General features: G+C 41.4%; 16 protein-coding genes. 10 read left to right on the forward strand and 6 right to left on the reverse strand.

The genetic code is table 11. From position 1 onward, the window contains the following. Window positions 1–217: 217 nt before the first annotated feature. From M1J35_RS13210 to M1J35_RS13225, 4 genes are all read left to right on the forward strand, one after another. Window positions 218–850, forward strand: coding sequence for a YwaF family protein (locus tag M1J35_RS13210; protein WP_229595269.1), 633 nt, complete (start codon window positions 218–220; stop codon window positions 848–850). A gap of 62 nt (window positions 851–912) precedes the next feature. Beyond that, on the forward strand, window positions 913–1,488 hold the full coding sequence (locus tag M1J35_RS13215; RefSeq protein WP_224520137.1) for a glycerol-3-phosphate acyltransferase: 576 nt from the start codon (window positions 913–915) through the stop codon (window positions 1,486–1,488). Between the two features lie 11 nt (window positions 1,489–1,499). Next, window positions 1,500–3,110 (forward strand): aminotransferase class V-fold PLP-dependent enzyme, encoded by a 1,611-nt coding sequence (locus M1J35_RS13220; RefSeq protein WP_254651424.1) that lies wholly within the window; start codon window positions 1,500–1,502, stop codon window positions 3,108–3,110. After that, entirely contained in the window at window positions 3,107–4,960 is a 1,854-nt protein-coding gene (locus M1J35_RS13225; RefSeq protein ID WP_254651425.1) for an LTA synthase family protein, read from the forward strand. Before M1J35_RS13220 ends, M1J35_RS13225 begins: the two co-directional genes overlap by 4 nt. A gap of 103 nt (window positions 4,961–5,063) precedes the next feature. Here M1J35_RS13225 and M1J35_RS13230 read toward each other — a convergent pair whose 3' ends face one another. Continuing rightward, window positions 5,064–5,411 (reverse strand): hypothetical protein, encoded by a 348-nt coding sequence (locus tag M1J35_RS13230; protein ID WP_224520134.1) that lies wholly within the window; start codon window positions 5,409–5,411, stop codon window positions 5,064–5,066. Between the two features lie 131 nt (window positions 5,412–5,542). After that, window positions 5,543–6,790, reverse strand: coding sequence for an ATP-binding protein (locus M1J35_RS13235; RefSeq protein ID WP_254651426.1), 1,248 nt, complete (start codon window positions 6,788–6,790; stop codon window positions 5,543–5,545). Window positions 6,791–7,227: 437 nt separating this feature from the next. On the opposite strand from M1J35_RS13235, the gene M1J35_RS13240 reads away from it, so the two are divergent. The 4 genes from M1J35_RS13240 to M1J35_RS13255 all read left to right on the forward strand — a co-directional run bounded on the left by M1J35_RS13240 (window position 7,228) and on the right by M1J35_RS13255 (window position 11,448). Continuing rightward, a complete protein-coding gene (locus tag M1J35_RS13240; protein WP_371928759.1) occupies window positions 7,228–8,085 on the forward strand; it encodes a YitT family protein in 858 nt (285 codons plus the stop codon). Window positions 8,086–8,331: 246 nt separating this feature from the next. Then, window positions 8,332–9,153 (forward strand): undecaprenyl-diphosphate phosphatase, encoded by an 822-nt coding sequence (locus M1J35_RS13245; RefSeq protein ID WP_254651427.1) that lies wholly within the window; start codon window positions 8,332–8,334, stop codon window positions 9,151–9,153. Window positions 9,154–9,757: 604 nt separating this feature from the next. Beyond that, on the forward strand, window positions 9,758–10,963 hold the full coding sequence (gene thrS / locus M1J35_RS13250) for a threonine--tRNA ligase (RefSeq protein ID WP_224520131.1): 1,206 nt from the start codon (window positions 9,758–9,760) through the stop codon (window positions 10,961–10,963). A gap of 65 nt (window positions 10,964–11,028) precedes the next feature. Continuing rightward, complete coding sequence (locus M1J35_RS13255; protein WP_371928666.1) at window positions 11,029–11,448, forward strand: GNAT family N-acetyltransferase; 420 nt, start codon at window positions 11,029–11,031, stop codon at window positions 11,446–11,448. A 50-nt stretch (window positions 11,449–11,498) separates the two neighbouring features. Here M1J35_RS13255 and M1J35_RS13260 read toward each other — a convergent pair whose 3' ends face one another. After that, complete coding sequence (locus tag M1J35_RS13260; RefSeq protein ID WP_034759793.1) at window positions 11,499–11,723, reverse strand: hypothetical protein; 225 nt, start codon at window positions 11,721–11,723, stop codon at window positions 11,499–11,501. A gap of 201 nt (window positions 11,724–11,924) precedes the next feature. Beyond that, window positions 11,925–12,371: a DUF2062 domain-containing protein gene (locus tag M1J35_RS13265; RefSeq protein WP_224520130.1), complete on the reverse strand. Its 447-nt coding sequence runs from the start codon at window positions 12,369–12,371 to the stop codon at window positions 11,925–11,927. A gap of 208 nt (window positions 12,372–12,579) precedes the next feature. Here M1J35_RS13265 and pssA point away from each other — a divergent pair, with 208 nt between their 5' ends. Continuing rightward, window positions 12,580–13,254 (forward strand): CDP-diacylglycerol--serine O-phosphatidyltransferase, encoded by a 675-nt coding sequence (gene pssA / locus M1J35_RS13270; RefSeq protein ID WP_034759788.1) that lies wholly within the window; start codon window positions 12,580–12,582, stop codon window positions 13,252–13,254. Window positions 13,255–13,337: 83 nt separating this feature from the next. On the opposite strand, the gene M1J35_RS13275 is transcribed toward pssA, so the two are convergent. Continuing rightward, on the reverse strand, window positions 13,338–14,522 hold the full coding sequence (locus M1J35_RS13275; RefSeq protein ID WP_224520129.1) for a chromate transporter: 1,185 nt from the start codon (window positions 14,520–14,522) through the stop codon (window positions 13,338–13,340). Between the two features lie 17 nt (window positions 14,523–14,539). Next, complete coding sequence (locus M1J35_RS13280; protein ID WP_224520128.1) at window positions 14,540–14,848, reverse strand: PadR family transcriptional regulator; 309 nt, start codon at window positions 14,846–14,848, stop codon at window positions 14,540–14,542. Between the two features lie 288 nt (window positions 14,849–15,136). Between M1J35_RS13280 and M1J35_RS13285 the strand changes: the two genes are divergently transcribed. Beyond that, the gene (locus M1J35_RS13285; RefSeq protein WP_224520127.1) at window positions 15,137–16,615 is read left to right on the forward strand and encodes a lipase family alpha/beta hydrolase; all 1,479 of its coding nucleotides are present in this window, start codon (window positions 15,137–15,139) and stop codon (window positions 16,613–16,615) included. The last annotated feature ends 46 nt before the right edge of the window (window positions 16,616–16,661 follow it).

Genomic DNA, 16,661 nt, shown 5'->3' on the forward strand with positions numbered 1-16,661 from the left:
TTATAAAAGGCGTTAAATCAGGAAAGTAAGGGGTAAAATCAAGGTCCGTCCCTTTAAAGGAAATGGAGGCGTGTTGGGAGAATATAGTATAGATGGGTGTAGTTTGGGGGGATTTGAGGTTTTGATTCGTGAGGTTTTGAATTTCAGGTATGAGGAGTATCCGTTTGAGTTGTTTTCAGGTTCTCATTTGGCAGCGATCATTTTTACTGTAGGATGCATGGCGGGCTTATTTATTTTTAGAAATCGTCTAGAGGGCATGGCGAAGAGTTGGTTGAAATGGTTGCTGGTTATTTTGCTCGTATTAAGCGAAGTGTCTTTCCAGTTTTGGTATGGTTTGAATGATCAGTGGGATGTAACGATAAATTTACCTTTTCAATTATGCTCTTTATCTTTATATCTTTGTACCATCATGCTTATCAGCAACAATTATAGAATATTTGAAATTAGTTTTTTTTCCAGTATGTCAGGGGCATTTATTGCCATTATCACCCCTGAATTATTTTTTGGATTTCCCCATTTTCGGTATTTTCAATTCTTTCTCGCCCATTTGTCTATTGTTCTCTCATGTTTGTACATGGTTTGGATAGAAGGGTACAGATTGACATTCGGGTCCCTGATGAGGGCGTTTGCAGCATTGAATGGAATCGCAGTCATAGCGTATGCAGTAAACAAAGTGGTTGGAGCTAATTACATGTTTCTCATGCATAAACCGTATAACGCAAGCCCGATCGATTATTTAGGGGAGTATCCCTGGTATCTCCTTTCACTCGAAGGGGTGAGTCTTTTATTATTTTTACTTCTTTATGCTCCTTTTTATCTTTTTAAAAAGAATCGGAAGAGTGAAAGGTAAATAGATGAAACTTTCCTTTGTCTTCATTCGTCTATTAACATATAAAGCAGGGAGCAGGTTTGATGAGTCAACTAATTATCTTAAGTGTGATCGTTTTGGTTTCTTACGGTTTGGGAAGCATCACAGGCGCTTATTATGTAGTGAAATGGTTTACTGGTAAGGATATTCGTAAGATCGGAAGCGGCAATGTAGGTGCAACGAATGCAGGCAGAGTGGCAGGGAAGAAAGGGTTTTTACTGACTCTCCTTATAGACGCAGGTAAAGTCTTAGTGGCACTTTCCTTCACGTCGATACTGACGGATGGGGAGGGCTATTTAATCATAAGCTCGTTATCGATCATGATTGGACACCTGTTTCCCCTTCAACTCGGATTTCACGGAGGAAAGGGGGTTGTAGCCTATTTGGCTTCAGCATTATTTCTCTGTCCGTTAAGTATTGGTGTTTTCGCTATGATGATGGGCGGATCATACCTCATCATTAGGAGATACACATTCTCAGGTTTTCTTTCAATGGGTACCATCCCGCTGACTGCCTTTGTGATTGAAGGTTCATTCACAAAATCTATTGGCCTCGGGGCTTTATTTATAATTGTCCTATTGTTCCATAACCGATCATTTCATCATTCAGTCGAAACATAGGAGGTACGAGAATGAATAATGATACTCTACAATATAAAATTGCATGCGAAGCGGATGAATTTCAACAAATATACGCATTAAATTATCAAACGTTCGTGGAAGAAATCCCTCAGCACGAAGAAAATGATACTTGTATGCTGGTGGATAAATTTCACGATGAGAATACATATGTGATTGCAAAAGCTGATGAGGAAGTAGTCGGGATGATTGCCGTAAGGTCGAAACGGCCCTTTTCGTTGGATCAAAAGCTGGGCAATTTGGATGAGTATCTATCTGATCAGGCCGTCCCTTGTGAAGTCAGGCTCCTTTCAGTTAAGGAAGAGTATAGAAGTACAAGGGTCTTTTATCAATTATGTGACCGCCTTGTGTCCTATTGTTTGGAGCAGGGATTCACTATGGCACTGATTTCCGGCACGGTGCGTCAGCTTAAACTTTATAAGCGGATCGGCTTTCTTCCGTTTGCTGAACTTGTGGGAGAAGAGGAAGCAAGGTTTCAACCTATGTATCTGACACGTGACAGCTTCGAGAATTCAACAAAAGCATTTCAGCGCTTGATGATCCGTAAAACCGGTGCACTAAGAACCCAGTCTTTCCTGCCAGGTCCAGTACCGCGGCATTCAAAAGTTGAGGCTGCATTCAAGAGGGACGCAACTTCTCATAGATGCAGCTCCTTTCTTCATGAAATGGAAGTAGTAAGAAAGGGTTTACGTGATATGACGGATTCGAATCATGTACAGGTGGCAGTGGGAACGGGAACGTTAGCGAATGATATGGTGGCAGCTCAGTTGAAAAGGATTCCGGGAAAAGGTTTGATTCTTTCAAATGGAGAATTTGGCAGCAGATTGATGGATCATGGTAAACGATTCGATTTATCCTATCACACACTCGAAAAGGAGTGGAATGAACACATAACGATGGAAGAAATCGAAACCGTCCTTCAATGTGACCCCGACATAAAATGGCTTTGGACGGTTCATTGCGAGACATCAACAGGTTATTTATATAATATAGAAGAAATTCTTTCACTCTGTCAAAAATACAATGTAGAACTTTGTATCGATGCATGCAGTTCAGTCGGAACGATTCCAGTCGATTATAATAACGTGTTTCTCGCCACCTCGGTCAGCGGAAAAGGACTTGGGTCTTATCCAGGACTCGCCCTGATTTTTCACCGTGAAATAATCGAACCAAATGATTCAATTCCCAGATATCTGGATGTGGGCATGTATGTTTTTAATGGAAGTGTTCCTTATACGCATTCTTCAAATCTACTGGTCGCTTTAAAAGAAGCCCTACAGTTGATTGACTATCCTGGCGTGTTTAACACTTCTCAAGCTGTAAGGCGATTGTTGATCGATGGAGGCTTTCAAATCCTCGGGGGTGAAGATTATACCCCCGGTGTGATTACCATTGCACTAAATAGGGAACAGTGTAGTAGACAATTCGGCGATGCCTGCAAAAGGAGGGGTATCTTATTAAGCTATGAAAGTGAATATTTGATCAAAAGGAATTGGGTGCAGGTGGCACTCATGGGTGAACACAATGAACGAGAGGTTTTGAATGCCATGACAATGCTCATCAGAGAATATAACAGTATGATCGGAACAAAGGTAGTGAAATGAGTAAGATGAAAGTTTTCTTTTCGCGTTTTAAGACAAATAAACTGGTTGGGTTTGCCCTGCTTTCCTTATGGATCAAAACCGTTCTGGTCTCCCTGATAGGGTTCAATCTTCACGTAGAGACATTTCTGGACGTATTGCTCATATTATTGAATCCGGTTGGTTCCATAATGATATTGATCGGATTCAGCTTTTTTTTCTTTAAAAGGATCAAGACAATCCTTGTTGTCCTTTTTATGGGGATTGCGACCGGTCTCCTTTATGGCGATCTTCTTTACTTTCGATTTTATTCTGATTTCGTAACGGTCCCCATTCTTTTTCAATTTAAGAATGTTGGGGGCATCGGACCAAGCACGTTTGAATTGATGAGTCCGTGGGATTCCCTCTTATTGGTCGATATCATCATTGCAGGATGGATGATGAAGGAAGGCAGGGCAGCTTCTGACACATTGTCCCGTAGATGGAAGTTGACCTATATCGTAATGAGTCTCTCCCTATTGGTGCTCTCCATCGGAATGGGATTACTGAAATCCCCCTATTTATTTGCCGAGTCCTATGATAGGGAACAAATGGTTAAATCCGTTGGCCCTTATAATTATCATATGTTTGACATCGGAATTGCCGCAACGAACCCATTCTCCCATCTGCTTGCGAGCAAATCCGACACCAAGGCATCCATGGAGTATACTCAATCAACAAAGCAAGACCCTTCTGACTTATTCGGGGTGGCTGAGGGAAAAAATCTGATCTTAGTCAGCATGGAATCCACCCAGAACTTCGTGATCAATACAAAAGTGAATGGAGAAGAAATTACCCCATTTTTGAATTCCCTGATAAAGGACAGTTTTTACTTCAGTAATATATACGATCAGACGGCACAAGGGAAAACGTCGGATGCCGAGTTCATGATCGATACCGGGCTGTACCCATTATCCAGCGGATCAGCTTTTGTGAGAAAACCGGATAATACCTACGCTAGCCTTCCACATATGCTGAAAAGGAAGAAAGATTACTATGCAGCCGTTTTTCATGGGAATGATCGGACATTTTGGAACCGGGAAATGATGTATGATTCCCTGGGGTACGATCGATATTTTTCAAAGCGGGATTATTCGGTAACGGAAGACAATTCGATTAATTATGGGATAAAGGACATTCCTTTTTTTGAGCAGACCATTTCCCATCTCGAGAAGATTCCACAGCCCTTTTATACGCGTCTCATTACACTGACGAACCATTTCCCTTTTTTATTGGAAGAAGATGATCAATTCATCGATACAGCTTCTACGGGTGAAGATGTTGTAAACCGCTATGTCACAACGGTCCGCTATGAGGATGAAGCGATCAAAACATTATTTGAAAAGCTTAAGGCTAATGGGATGTATAAGAATACGGTCGTGGTCCTTTATGGGGATCATTATGGGATTTCCGAGAAATACGAACCGGGTGTATTTGAGCTATTGGGGCAGAAGGATACCCCCGTCAACCATGCCAAGCTCCAGCAGGTTCCCCTGATCATCCATGTTCCGGGAGAAGACCCAAGTACGATCGACACCATTGGAGGGGAGATCGATATCCGTGCAACAGTCCTTCATTTGATGGGCATAGACACAAAGAATGCTCTCTCATTTGGTCATAGCCTATTCACACGAAATGAAAGTCATCCCGTTATTTTCCGGGATGGGGATTTCATTACAGAAAAGTACATTTTCCAGGATAATGTCTGCTACAATAAAAAGAGTGAAGAGTCTGTCAGTGACACCTTGTGCGATCCATTTAAGCAAACGGTCAGAAAAGAGTTGAGGTTATCAGATGACATTTTGTATGGGGACTTACTGAGATTTCTGGAATAGAAGCAATGTAAACCCCCGGCTAAAGTGGTGCCGGGGGTTTTTTGATATGAAAATCAGTATATAATGACAATAATTTTATTATGTAAACAAAATATGTGATTCTTTATCTTCCATCGTCAGTATGAAGGGGATAAAATCTACCATTGAAACCAATCACATCGATATGTATGATATGCAAGGGATCGTCGAGGCTCTTATACTGTCTGCTTATACGTAAAGTGAACAGTCCGGGGGAATAGGTGCCTCTTATATCATCGAATTTAATCCTCTCTGTTATATCTCCATTAACACTTTTCATTTCGATGATGGAACAATCTTCGTTGCAATCGATCATATACTCATCCTGGAGCCATCTTTCAAAATCTTTTTCTGATGGTCTGTTGAGAATCGTAACCATACTAAGTGCAATGATTACAGCCATGACAAAAAGAAACGTCCATCTTTTGTTCATTGTTCGATTCCTTCTTTCAAATAAGTGTTGGAAAATACTGATAAAATCAGTTTATCACAGTTTGCGGGAGAAGGGTGAAAAACACCATAAGAAAAGAGCTTGGGGCCCAAGCTCTTTTCAAAGTTTCATATTTAAGGAAGAAGGGGCAGTTTGATTCTTACCACAGTCCCCTTTTTCACTTCGCTTTCATATTCAATCATTCCGCCCATTTCACGGATAAGTTTATTTGTCACCATACTACCCAATCCTGTTCCTTTGGTTTTCGTTGTATAAAAGGGTAAGCCGATTTTCTTTAACTCATCCGGGGTCATCCCCTTTCCGTTATCCGAGATTCTGATATAAATAGAGCGGGAGAAGGGGTCTTCTTTTAGTGTGATTGAAATTTCACCTTGATTCTCAATGGATTCGATACCATTTTTAATAACGTTCATGATGGCTTGCTTCAAATGGTCTTCATCACCTTTAATATGATGGGAGCCGTTTCTGTGAAATACGATGGAAGTGTTGGAGTAGGCTGCAAAAGGTCTTAACAGATCCACACAATCCCCGATGACCTCTTCAATGTTAAGCTTTGACAGTTGAAATCCGCTTGGTTTTGCTACGCTCAGGTAGTCGGTGATAATTTTGTTCGTTCGGTCCAATTCATTAAGGATGAGGGGAGAGTATCTTTTTAACCTTTTATCCTGTGAATCCTCGCTTAGATGCTGTATGAAACCTCTCACTGTTGCAAGGGGATTACGGATTTCATGAGCGATCGAAGCCGCCATCTGTCCAACCATATTCAGTTTATCAAGATATACCATTTCTTCAATCTGTTTATTCGTTCGAATCAAGTGTTCGATAATGAACACTAATGAGAGAAAAGTAAAATAAAAAACAGAAAAATAAATAATATAAAACGGCAAATGCAGAATTGGAATATAGACGTTAATAATAGTGATGTAGAAAATGGAGTGGATCAGAAAGATAAGAGTGCTTCCTAAAAATTTGTACTGTGTCTTCAACAACATCTTTCGAAAGATCATTCCCATCAGGAGAGCCAATACTGAAACGGCGATACCCACTCCAACGTACGGACCTCCGATTAAATAACGGACAATGATGACACACCCGAGAACGATGGAACCTGATATTAAACCTGCATAGATGGTTGAAATCAGGATTGCAATCATTCGTAAATCAAAGTGGGTGGCCCCAAGCGTTTCAATGGGATACAACATGCACAAAAGTGCTCCAAATGATCCAACTAACCCATATGTGATTTTATGTTTGAAAATAGAATCCTGTTTTTCTTTAAATGGGAATAGAACATTTGCATTATAGGTAAAAGAAAATAATATCGTAATATTGACCAATAAAGTTTTGATTAATGTAATCAAAGAAAAGCCCCCAAAACTAATTGACTAAAGGAACACCAAAGGCTCCCTGTCTGATAACACACGAACATACAAATATTAAAAATACTTTATTTCTCCATATTAGTCAAATTTCAGGGACGGACCTTTAAATCCCTTGAATTTTTAAGCAATCATGATGATGAAATGTAGTGTTGAAGCATGTTGCAAGCAATTTTGAGGTCCTAAATGTGACTTGTTCCGAGGTCCGTCCCTCTTTATAAGCAGGTATTTTAGCAGGGAGAATCGAATATATAGGTTATAGAGGCTTATTTTTCGGGCAGTGGATGAATGGGTATGATACATAGGTGGGTGTTGCCAAGTGCATAGGGTAGTTCGGCCGTTCTGTTAGAGTATCCCCATGAGGAGGAGTGAAGATGATGGAAGGACAGGTCTTGCATCAACGGCAGCAGGTGAAGGTCATGCATAAGAAAATCCCTTTAAAAGAAGTGGTGAAGAGAGCGTTCCTGATTACTATAGGAGCTGTGATCATGGCTGTCGGTCTTGAGATTTTCCTTGTTCCCAACCAGGTCATCGATGGAGGGATTGTCGGCGTTTCCATTATGCTTTCCCACATAACGGGCATTAAGCTGGGACTTTTTATCTTTATTCTGAACATCCCCTTTTTCTTCATCGGTTACAAACAAATCGGTAAAACCTTCGCATTTTCTACGCTTTATGGCATTATCATTCTTTCGATTTCTACAACCTTCCTGCATCCGGTTGCAGCATTTACACAAGATATTCTGTTGGCATCCTTATTTGGGGGCATCGTTCTCGGCATAGGGGTCGGGATGGTCATCCGATACGGGGGTTCCCTGGACGGAACTGAAATCCTCGCCATTCTATCAAGTAAAAGGCTTCCCTTTTCTGTTGGGGAAATCATCATGTTTGTGAATCTATTCATTTTAGCGAGTGCAGGATTTGTCTTCAGCTGGGATAGGGCCATGTATTCTCTACTCGCTTATTATGTTGCATTTAAGCTTATAGATATTACGATAAAAGGACTGGATGAATCTAAATCCGTCTGGATCATCAGTGAGAATTACGAAGAGATTGGAGACGCACTCCTTCATCGGTTAGGCAGGGGTGTAACTTATTTAAAAGGGGAAGGTGCCTTTTCAGGAGATGACAAAAAGGTCATTTTCTGTGTCATCACTCGACTTGAGGAGGCAAAGTTGAAGGACATCGTGGCTGAGCATGATCCCGCCGCGTTTCTGGCGATAGCGGATATCGCAGAGGTAAGGGGTGGGAGGTTTAAGAAAAAAGACATTCATTGACCTAAAGTGATATGAAAGCTCCATGTAAGTTGCACAGAACAGGAAATACTCCCGGTTCTGTGCTTTTTTATATTTTTTCTGTACCTAGTTATGTAAATATCTTATTGTCGTCTACATGTCCTTGTAGTACTATTATCTAGATTGCGAGGAAGAAAGTACTCGTTTTAAATAGATTCAGAACATTCAATGAGTAACCTTCCATCAAGTCAGTAAAAAATATCATCTTCAGTAGAGGAGAACATATGCATGGAACTTGTAATACTGATTAAAGCCTTTATTCTCGGTATGGTGGAAGGTTTGACGGAGTTTGCTCCAGTGTCCTCTACAGGCCATATGATCGTAGTGGACGATCTCTGGATCAAATCCAAAGAAGTGTTGGGGAAGCATCCTGCCAATACGTTTAAAGTAGTCATTCAACTTGGATCCATTCTTGCGGTAGTCATCGTGTTTCGGGACAGATTCAAGGATTTACTGGGACTGAATTCCCGTAAAGAAAAAAGATCATCAAAATTAAAACTATCACATATATTGGTCGGATTGCTCCCGGCAGTCATCCTTGGCTTACTATTCGAAGACTACATCGATGAACATCTTTTTTCACTCAATACGGTCCTTGCAGGGTTAGCCATAGGCGCTTTCCTTATGATCGCTGCCGATGTGTTCCGGCCAAAGGTACAGGCGGTGGAGACCGTTGATGAGATCACCCACAAGAAGGCGTTGTTGATCGGTCTGATACAATGTCTGTCATTATGGCCGGGCTTTTCAAGGTCTGGTTCTACCATATCAGGTGGTGTATTGCTTGGATTAAGCTACCGTGCAGCCTCTGATTTTACTTTTATCATGGCTGTACCGATCATGCTGGGTGCAAGCGCTCTTTCCCTGATGAAAAACTGGATGTATGTTAATACTGAATTCATGCCTTTCTTACTTGTTGGATTCATCAGCGCGTTCCTGTTTGCTTATTTATCAATCCGCTTTTTCTTAAAAGTGATCAATAAAGTCAAGTTAATCCCATTTGCCATTTACCGTCTGGTTCTTGTGGCCATTATTTTACTGATTTTTGTATAATGAAACCTTGACAGGTAGAAAATACTCCCATATAATTTCAATAACACTTTTATCAGAATGAGAATATACTATACGAAAGCAAAGAAGAGGACATGATTCATTCACTATTTTCTTGATCAGAGAACAGGGTCACCGGCTGAGAGCCCTGAAGAGGATTGAATGTCTTACCACCTCGGAGCTATCATGGGGAAAGTCAGTATCCATGATCGGGAAAACCGTTATCTTACTTAAGCGAAGCGTTTTATTTACACTTCGAAATTAGGGTGGAACCACGACCGCACTCGTCCCTTGGTTAGGGATGAGTGCGGTTTTTTTTATTGAATTAAGCTGTGCGCTATGAAGAGGACACGAATCATTTACACTTTCTTACCAGAGAACAGGGTCTATAGGCTGCAAGCCCTGAAGAAAGTAAAATGACTTACCACCTCGGAGCTATTATGGGGAAATGACAGTATCCATAATCGGGAAACCGTTATCTTACTTGAGCGAAGGACCAATTGAATTTTTTGGTCTTCGGAATTAGGGTGGTACCACGACCGCATTCGTCCCTTGGTTAGGGATGGGTGCGGTTTTTTTATATACAAAATTTCAAGGAGGAAAAGACATGTCTATTCAATCAGAGGTGGAAAAAAGAAATCACAGGAAATTGGGTCAAGAGCTGGAATTATTCATCTCCATGGAAGAAGCACCAGGGATGCCGTTTTATTTACCAAAGGGGATGCTCTTGCGGAATGAGCTGGAGGAATTTTGGAAAAAGGAGCACCTGAAGGCTGGCTATCAGGAAATCAGGACACCCATCATGATGAAACAGGAATTATGGGAGAAGTCGGGACACTGGGATCATTATCATGAAAACATGTATTTCTCAGAGGTGGATGATCAGAAATATGCCATTAAGCCAATGAGCTGTCCTGGAGCTGTCCTGATTTATAAAAGTAAGCGGCGAAGCTATCGGGAATTACCTATTCGTTACGGAGAGCTTGGGTTGGTTCATCGTCATGAGCTTTCAGGATCGTTAAGCGGATTACTGAGAGTCCGTTCTTTCACTCAAGATGATGCCCATCTGTTTGTAAGGGAAGATCAGATTCGTGCAGAGCTCCATAAAGTACTCGATCTCATTGATCGTTTTTATGGAAAATTCGGTTTCGAATACAAAGTCGAACTATCAACTCGACCGGAAGATTTTATGGGGTCAGTTGACCTATGGAATCAAGCGGAAGGGGACCTGGAAGGAGTATTAGAAGAAAGGGGCGTCGATTATCACATCAATCATGGTGATGGGGCCTTCTACGGACCGAAGATCGACTTTCACATTCTGGATTGTCTGGGTAGAAGCTGGCAGTGCGGAACAGTTCAACTTGATTTTCAAATGCCTGAAAAATTCCATTGTGAATATATCGGTGAAGATAACGGGGTAGAGAGACCGATCATGATCCATCGGGCCATTTATGGATCGATCGAACGGTTCATGGCCATTATCATTGAGCATTTCGGAGGAGATTTCCCCCTCTGGTTGGCTCCCCATCAAGTGAAGATCCTTCCTATAGCTGAAGCTCATGTCCCGTATGCCCAAGAAGTGAAGTCAAAGCTTGAAAGAGAAGGATTCAGAGTGGAACTGGACGATCGCGTTCAGAAAATGGGGCTGAAAATCAGGGAAGCCGAGATGCAGAAAGTTCCTTATATGATGGTGGTAGGGGATAAAGAAATCCAGCAACAATCGGTGTCACTCAGAAAAAGGAAGGAGGGTAACGTGGGAGTACTTCAAGTGAGTGATGTCATTCAAAAGTTGAAAGCGGAAATGGGGCAGTGATGGAATTCCTACTCGTGTTTTAAAAAGACAGTCGAGTAATAACAGAAAATAAAGGGGGGTTGACGGTGGAAGTTAGAATCCTGAACCGATTCGAACCGGATAGGCTGGATGAAATGAAAGATGTTTACCGTTCGGTAGGCTGGAAAAAGCATACAAACGAGGTGATATACAAAATATTTCTCAGAAGTGATATCGTATCTTTGGCCATTTTAGAAGGGCGTATTGTGGGAGTGGGAAGAGCCTTGACGGATGGTGTCTTCAATGCAACGATCTATGATGTGGTCGTCCACCGTGAATATCAACGCAAGGGGATTGCATCCCTTATTATGAAGGACTTATTAGAACAACTGGCGGATGTGTCTTGTGTATTATTGATCTCGACTACGGGCAATGAAGCTTTTTATAGAAAGCACGGCATGAAAAGTTTGAAGACGGGAATGGCAAGGTATCTCAACCCATCCCTTGCTGAGGAGTATTTAACATAATCATGGAAAAGAGCCAGCCACTATGTGACCGGCTCTTTCACTGCATATCTTCAAATCGTATGCGTCTTCTCCTTGGGATCTTCGAGGTTCATTTTTTCTAATTCAAGCCTCATTTTTTGGGTTTCTATGACAAAATTTTCATGTTTGAGTTTTTCAAGTTCGAGTTCATCTTCTATCATTTTTTGTTTCAGCTTGGATTGTTTTTGGAAATGGTCCGTAATGATACCAAGAATGGGGATGGAAAAAATCATGATTACAGCTATTGTTCCAGTCATTTCAATCCTCCTCTTTCTCATTTTATGCTCGACTTGTAATAGTTAAATTATAACAAAGTGCGAGATGAAATAGAATAAAATGTGGTAATCATAAGTAAGAATTCATTATAAAAATATATACGAATGAATCCGTGAAAGAGTTTCAAAAAATTGAAAGTAATAGAGTGGAATTGACCCGGAAATCTGCAAAAAGAGAGAAGGTTATACGTTCCACTTTCTTTGAACAAATGTCAGCAATGTCCCCCGGTATTTTTTAACGGCAGAATTCATGATGGCATAGGTCAGGATCCCGCATAAGGGGATGTTGATCATCATACCTGTAAAGAATGCTTTTCCTATTTGCAATCCGACCCCTACTGCATCACCGGAGGAATCAAGCGGAAAGAAGAGATGTCCTACCACAAGGTTCAAGTAAAAGAAGAAAGGGAAAGCCCAGATTAAAGAGACCCCGCCAACTAAACCGGCGAACGGGTTTCCTTTGAATATCTTTGCACTGGCTGTAGAAATGACAGGACCGATACCGAAGGAAGGCACGAAATTAATCAATAAGCCAACCGTGAATCCCAAAGCGATGCTATGCGCATTATCTTTAAGCCTCAATAGTTTTAAAGTCAGGCACTTTAATTCTCTTAGTTTTTTTCTAATCATTTGATCATCACCATATAATATTAGAATGCGATTCATATAATTGTGTTATTATCATCCTTGTTTATAGTATGTCTAATTTTGAAGTTTGTAAATTGAAAATGAGGTTTTTTATAGGAATTATTGAAGTTTTTTTATGACACAGCTTTATGAAGATGAATAAAATGGTATTCTAATACTAATAGAATATTTGGCAGAGCGAGGACTAAAAATGAAACTAACGAAAAAAATCCCCAACATGGTGACCTTGGGGAATTTATATTGCGGATTCTTATCCATTGGATTTGCAGCAAATGGTCAATTTAAAAATGCAGCAGTTTTAATCATTATAGGCATGATGCTCGACAGTATGGACGGTAGGCTTGCGAGGATGCTAAATGCAGACAGTGTTCTTGGTAAGGAATTGGATTCATTGGCGGACATCGTGACCTTCGGAGTTGCACCATCATTCCTTGTGTATTATACATACTTTTTTCAATTCGGACTATTAGGGTTCATAGTGGCTGGTTTATTCCCTTTATTCGGTGCGTACCGTCTTGCACGATTCAACACAAGTCCGCCGAAATCATCTCTTCACTATTTTGTGGGAGTCCCTATAACGGCTGCGGGTGGAATCCTAGCCATTCTAACATTGTTCGGTAACTGGATTCCGAATATCGTAACAACGGTCATTTTTACAGCGATGTGCTTTCTGATGGTGAGCAGGATCAGGATACCGAGTCTGAAAGAAGTTCCATTACCTAAGTATGGGACGATTGTGACAATCTTTATAGGGGCATTATTGTATGTCATCTTCAAGGGGACATATGAAGAATTTCCTTATTTAATTTACATTGCAACGCCTTTATATATTGCTTATCTGGCGTACCGGTTTATAAGAAGATGAGTTTCCCCTTACATTCGAAAAACAGAAGATAGGAATAAATTGAAATGAGCCAGGCGATCTGCCTGGCTCATTTCTGTATTTTACTACATAATTTTTATTACAAGCCCACCTAGTGCCCCTGCCATTACCACCATCCAAGGCGGCAGCTTCCAGAACACCAACATACTGAAGAGAATAGACGCTAAAGCAAAATCGACAGGAGCAAGGATCGAGGATGTCCAGATGGGGTGATAGAATGCCGCTATCAGAATCCCGACTACTGCTGCATTCACCCCCATCAATCCGCCTTTTATCTTTGGGTTCTGGCGAAGGGAATCCCAGAACGGCAAGGCCCCTGTAATCAACAGGAATGCAGGAAGGAAAATGGCAACCGTCGCAAGCATCCCACCTTTCCATCCGTTAATAACAGCCCCAATATAAGCGGCAAAGGTGAAAAGGGGACCCGGAACTGCCTGGGCTGCTCCATACCCTGCTAGGAACTGTTCTTCAGTCAGCCACCCTGTCGGGACAAATTCACGTTCCAACAACGGTAATACAACATGCCCTCCACCAAAGACCAGAGCCCCGGATCTATAGAAACTATCAAAGAGTGCCACCCATTCCAATGTGGTTGCTTCCCGGAAAATCGGAAGGAGAATTAATAATCCAAAGAATATCGATAAGCAAATCACCGCTAATCTGCGGGAAATCGGGATCTTCACTCTTATTTCCTGATCTGAAGCATGATGTTTATAAAATAGGAAGCCGATCAGGGCAGACAAAAGGATGACTGCCACCTGGGAGATGGCGGTCTGCCACATCAAGATGACAACCAGAGCGAATAGGGCAATGGCTTTTCTTTTTAAGTCCGGCGTCAACTTTTGTGCCATTCCTAAGATCGCATGACCGACTACTGCAACTGCAACGATTTTCAATCCGTGTATCCATCCGGCATCAGTTACACCCACCCCCTGAAGGAAGAGGGCAAAGAGTACTAATGCAACGACCGAAGGAAGAGTGAATCCAAGAAAAGAAACCATACCTCCAAGCACCCCGGCGCGCATAATGCCTATACCCATCCCAACCTGACTGCTTGCCGGTCCAGGCAGGAACTGACAAAGGGCAACGAGATCGGCATAGCTTTTTTCGTCCATCCATTTCCTTTTGCGAACATATTCTTCATGGAAATAACCAAGATGGGCAACCGGTCCTCCAAATGAGGTGAAGCCAAGTCTGGTTGAAATAATAAGAATTTCCAATAGTGTTTTAAGATTCAATGCTGATTTCATGATTATTCACCTTCTTATCAATCTTTGATTTCTTTAAAAAGCTCGAACGCTTTGTTACGGGCCTCAATCAGAACTGCACTTCCTTTGTCAGTTGTGGAATAATATTTCCTGATTTTCCCGTCCACGTTTTTATCTTCTTTTATTAACAGGCCGTCGGTTTCCATCGAATGCAGGATTGGATACAAAGTACCCGAGCTGATGCTATAACCATGCTCTCTCAGTTCCTCCAGCATCCATGTCCCATAAATGGGCTCCTCTTTGGCATGATGAAGAATGTGTATTTGAATGAAACCGAGGAATAGTTTCCGTAATACTTTATCTTCCACTGTAATCACCTCCGTTTAATATCGATAACCGATATCGATAATCGAAATCAATTGCTCATACTATAGCATAGGTTTTTCGATAATAATAGAATGAACAAACACATTTAAACAAGCTTAATATGAGTGGAATGGTTGCCTATCAAATAGTAAAATTATCCATCTGAGTCATTCTTACTAATCTTCCACCACCTTTTAGATCTTTCTTCACATATTACTTAAACCGGGCATATCTTCTGATTCGTGTCGATATACTTTACAGGTTTAGTTCAGCGGTAAAGGAGAGAGGATATGATCAAAAAGATTAGTATGTCGATTTTGGCACTGTTTTTACTCCTGCCATCCTGGAGTCAGGCGGGATCTTTCGGAAATGATGATCCTTCTGGAGTTCCGGGGCAGTGGTATGTAGGTACGACCCCTTCGTATGTGGCTCCATCTAAGCAACCGATCCTTTTTGTTCATGGTTTAAACAGCTCTTCCAATACATGGTGGAACGAAAACAATATGTACGACACGGCCTACCAAAATGGATATGAAACCGCTTTTATCGATTTGTATCCTACAAAGAATATGTGGGACAACGGCGCGCTCCTGGCGCAAAAAATACGAGAAATTTATAATTACTACGGAGAGAAGGTGGTGGTTGTCGCCCACAGTAAAGGAGGAATCGATACTCAATCGGCTCTCGTTCACTATGGTGCCTTTCCTTATGTGTCAAGAGTGATCACCCTTTCTACACCTCATCACGGCTCCCAATTGGCGGACTTAGCTTATAGCAGTTGGGCGGGTTGGCTTGCTGGTATCCTTGGCAATAAGAATGATGCCACCTACTCATTGCAAACAGGGTATATGGCTTATTTCCGCTCCGAAACCGATCAGCATGTTAATGTCAATAAAAATCCGATCTATACGTTCGGAGGGACAAAGTGGGGGAGCTTTGGAAGTTCCTTGTATTGGGGGGGATTATATCTGAGACCTTATGGAAGCAATGACGGGGCGGTTACGGTCAATAGTTCAAGACTGTCTTATGCCACAGAATTGAGGGTAGGGGACTGGAATCATTTCAATATCAAGGAGGGGTCGTCTACATTCAATCTATTTAAGGATTACTTAAATGAAACCACCATAAATTCAACGGGTTCAAAGACTCTAAGTAAGGAGTCCTTCAACACTGAGGCAGGTTCGTTTATCAAAGGAGGGGAAACCAGTGGAAAGAAAGTAGAAAAAGTCATGGTTGAAGCTGGTGCAGAGTCGGTCACCTTTGACTGGATCAGTGATAGCTCTTCCTCTCAATTGGCTTTGAAAGATCCCTCAGGGGAAATGTCTTCTTCTTTCCAAGTGAAAAAAGACGACAGTGAATATTTCAATGGGGCTTATCATCACACCATTACGATTCAAAAACCCTCATCTGGTGAGTGGATCTTGGAATCACACCCTTCATCACCTGAAAAATACCTTATGGTCGTTTCCTTTGACAGTGTATTGAATGATAGCGTAGAAGTGAATATAGTCCAGGATGAAATCATTTTGAATAAAAAGGACAAAAAGGTTGATCTGATTCACGATATGACACTGGAATACTATAAAAATGGAAAGTTGAAAGAGCATAATGTGAAAGGCAAAAATGGCTCGTTAAAACTGCCGAAGCTCGGAGAAGGGGTTTATAATATAACCATTGATTTAGATGGGGAAAAGCACAAAAATAAGTTTAATCGAACGATCGTCAAGACGATTTATGTCGATTCAACAGGTAAGGTGTTTGCGCAGTAAAAAGGGAGAATAGGAGTTTAGAGAAGCTGATGATAGTGGGCTTCTC

Source organism: Rossellomorea sp. KS-H15a, assembly GCF_024195245.1.
Lineage (GTDB): Bacteria > Bacillota > Bacilli > Bacillales > Bacillaceae_B > Rossellomorea > Rossellomorea vietnamensis.

What these genes read in the sequence shown, in the direction of transcription:
- M1J35_RS13210 (WP_229595269.1), top strand. Translation starts at nt 218, where the DNA reads ATGGCGGGCTTATTTATTTTTAGAAATCGTCTAGAGGGCATGGCGAAG.
- M1J35_RS13215 (WP_224520137.1), top strand. Translation starts at nt 913, where the DNA reads ATGAGTCAACTAATTATCTTAAGTGTGATCGTTTTGGTTTCTTACGGT.
- M1J35_RS13220 (WP_254651424.1), top strand. Translation starts at nt 1,500, where the DNA reads ATGAATAATGATACTCTACAATATAAAATTGCATGCGAAGCGGATGAA.
- M1J35_RS13225 (WP_254651425.1), top strand. Translation starts at nt 3,107, where the DNA reads ATGAGTAAGATGAAAGTTTTCTTTTCGCGTTTTAAGACAAATAAACTG.
- M1J35_RS13230 (WP_224520134.1), bottom strand. Translation starts at nt 5,411, where the DNA reads ATGAACAAAAGATGGACGTTTCTTTTTGTCATGGCTGTAATCATTGCA.
- M1J35_RS13240 (WP_371928759.1), top strand. Translation starts at nt 7,228, where the DNA reads ATGCATAAGAAAATCCCTTTAAAAGAAGTGGTGAAGAGAGCGTTCCTG.
- M1J35_RS13245 (WP_254651427.1), top strand. Translation starts at nt 8,332, where the DNA reads ATGGAACTTGTAATACTGATTAAAGCCTTTATTCTCGGTATGGTGGAA.
- thrS (WP_224520131.1), top strand. Translation starts at nt 9,758, where the DNA reads ATGTCTATTCAATCAGAGGTGGAAAAAAGAAATCACAGGAAATTGGGT.
- M1J35_RS13260 (WP_034759793.1), bottom strand. Translation starts at nt 11,723, where the DNA reads ATGACTGGAACAATAGCTGTAATCATGATTTTTTCCATCCCCATTCTT.
- M1J35_RS13265 (WP_224520130.1), bottom strand. Translation starts at nt 12,371, where the DNA reads ATGATTAGAAAAAAACTAAGAGAATTAAAGTGCCTGACTTTAAAACTA.
- pssA (WP_034759788.1), top strand. Translation starts at nt 12,580, where the DNA reads ATGAAACTAACGAAAAAAATCCCCAACATGGTGACCTTGGGGAATTTA.
- M1J35_RS13275 (WP_224520129.1), bottom strand. Translation starts at nt 14,522, where the DNA reads ATGAAATCAGCATTGAATCTTAAAACACTATTGGAAATTCTTATTATT.
- M1J35_RS13285 (WP_224520127.1), top strand. Translation starts at nt 15,137, where the DNA reads ATGATCAAAAAGATTAGTATGTCGATTTTGGCACTGTTTTTACTCCTG.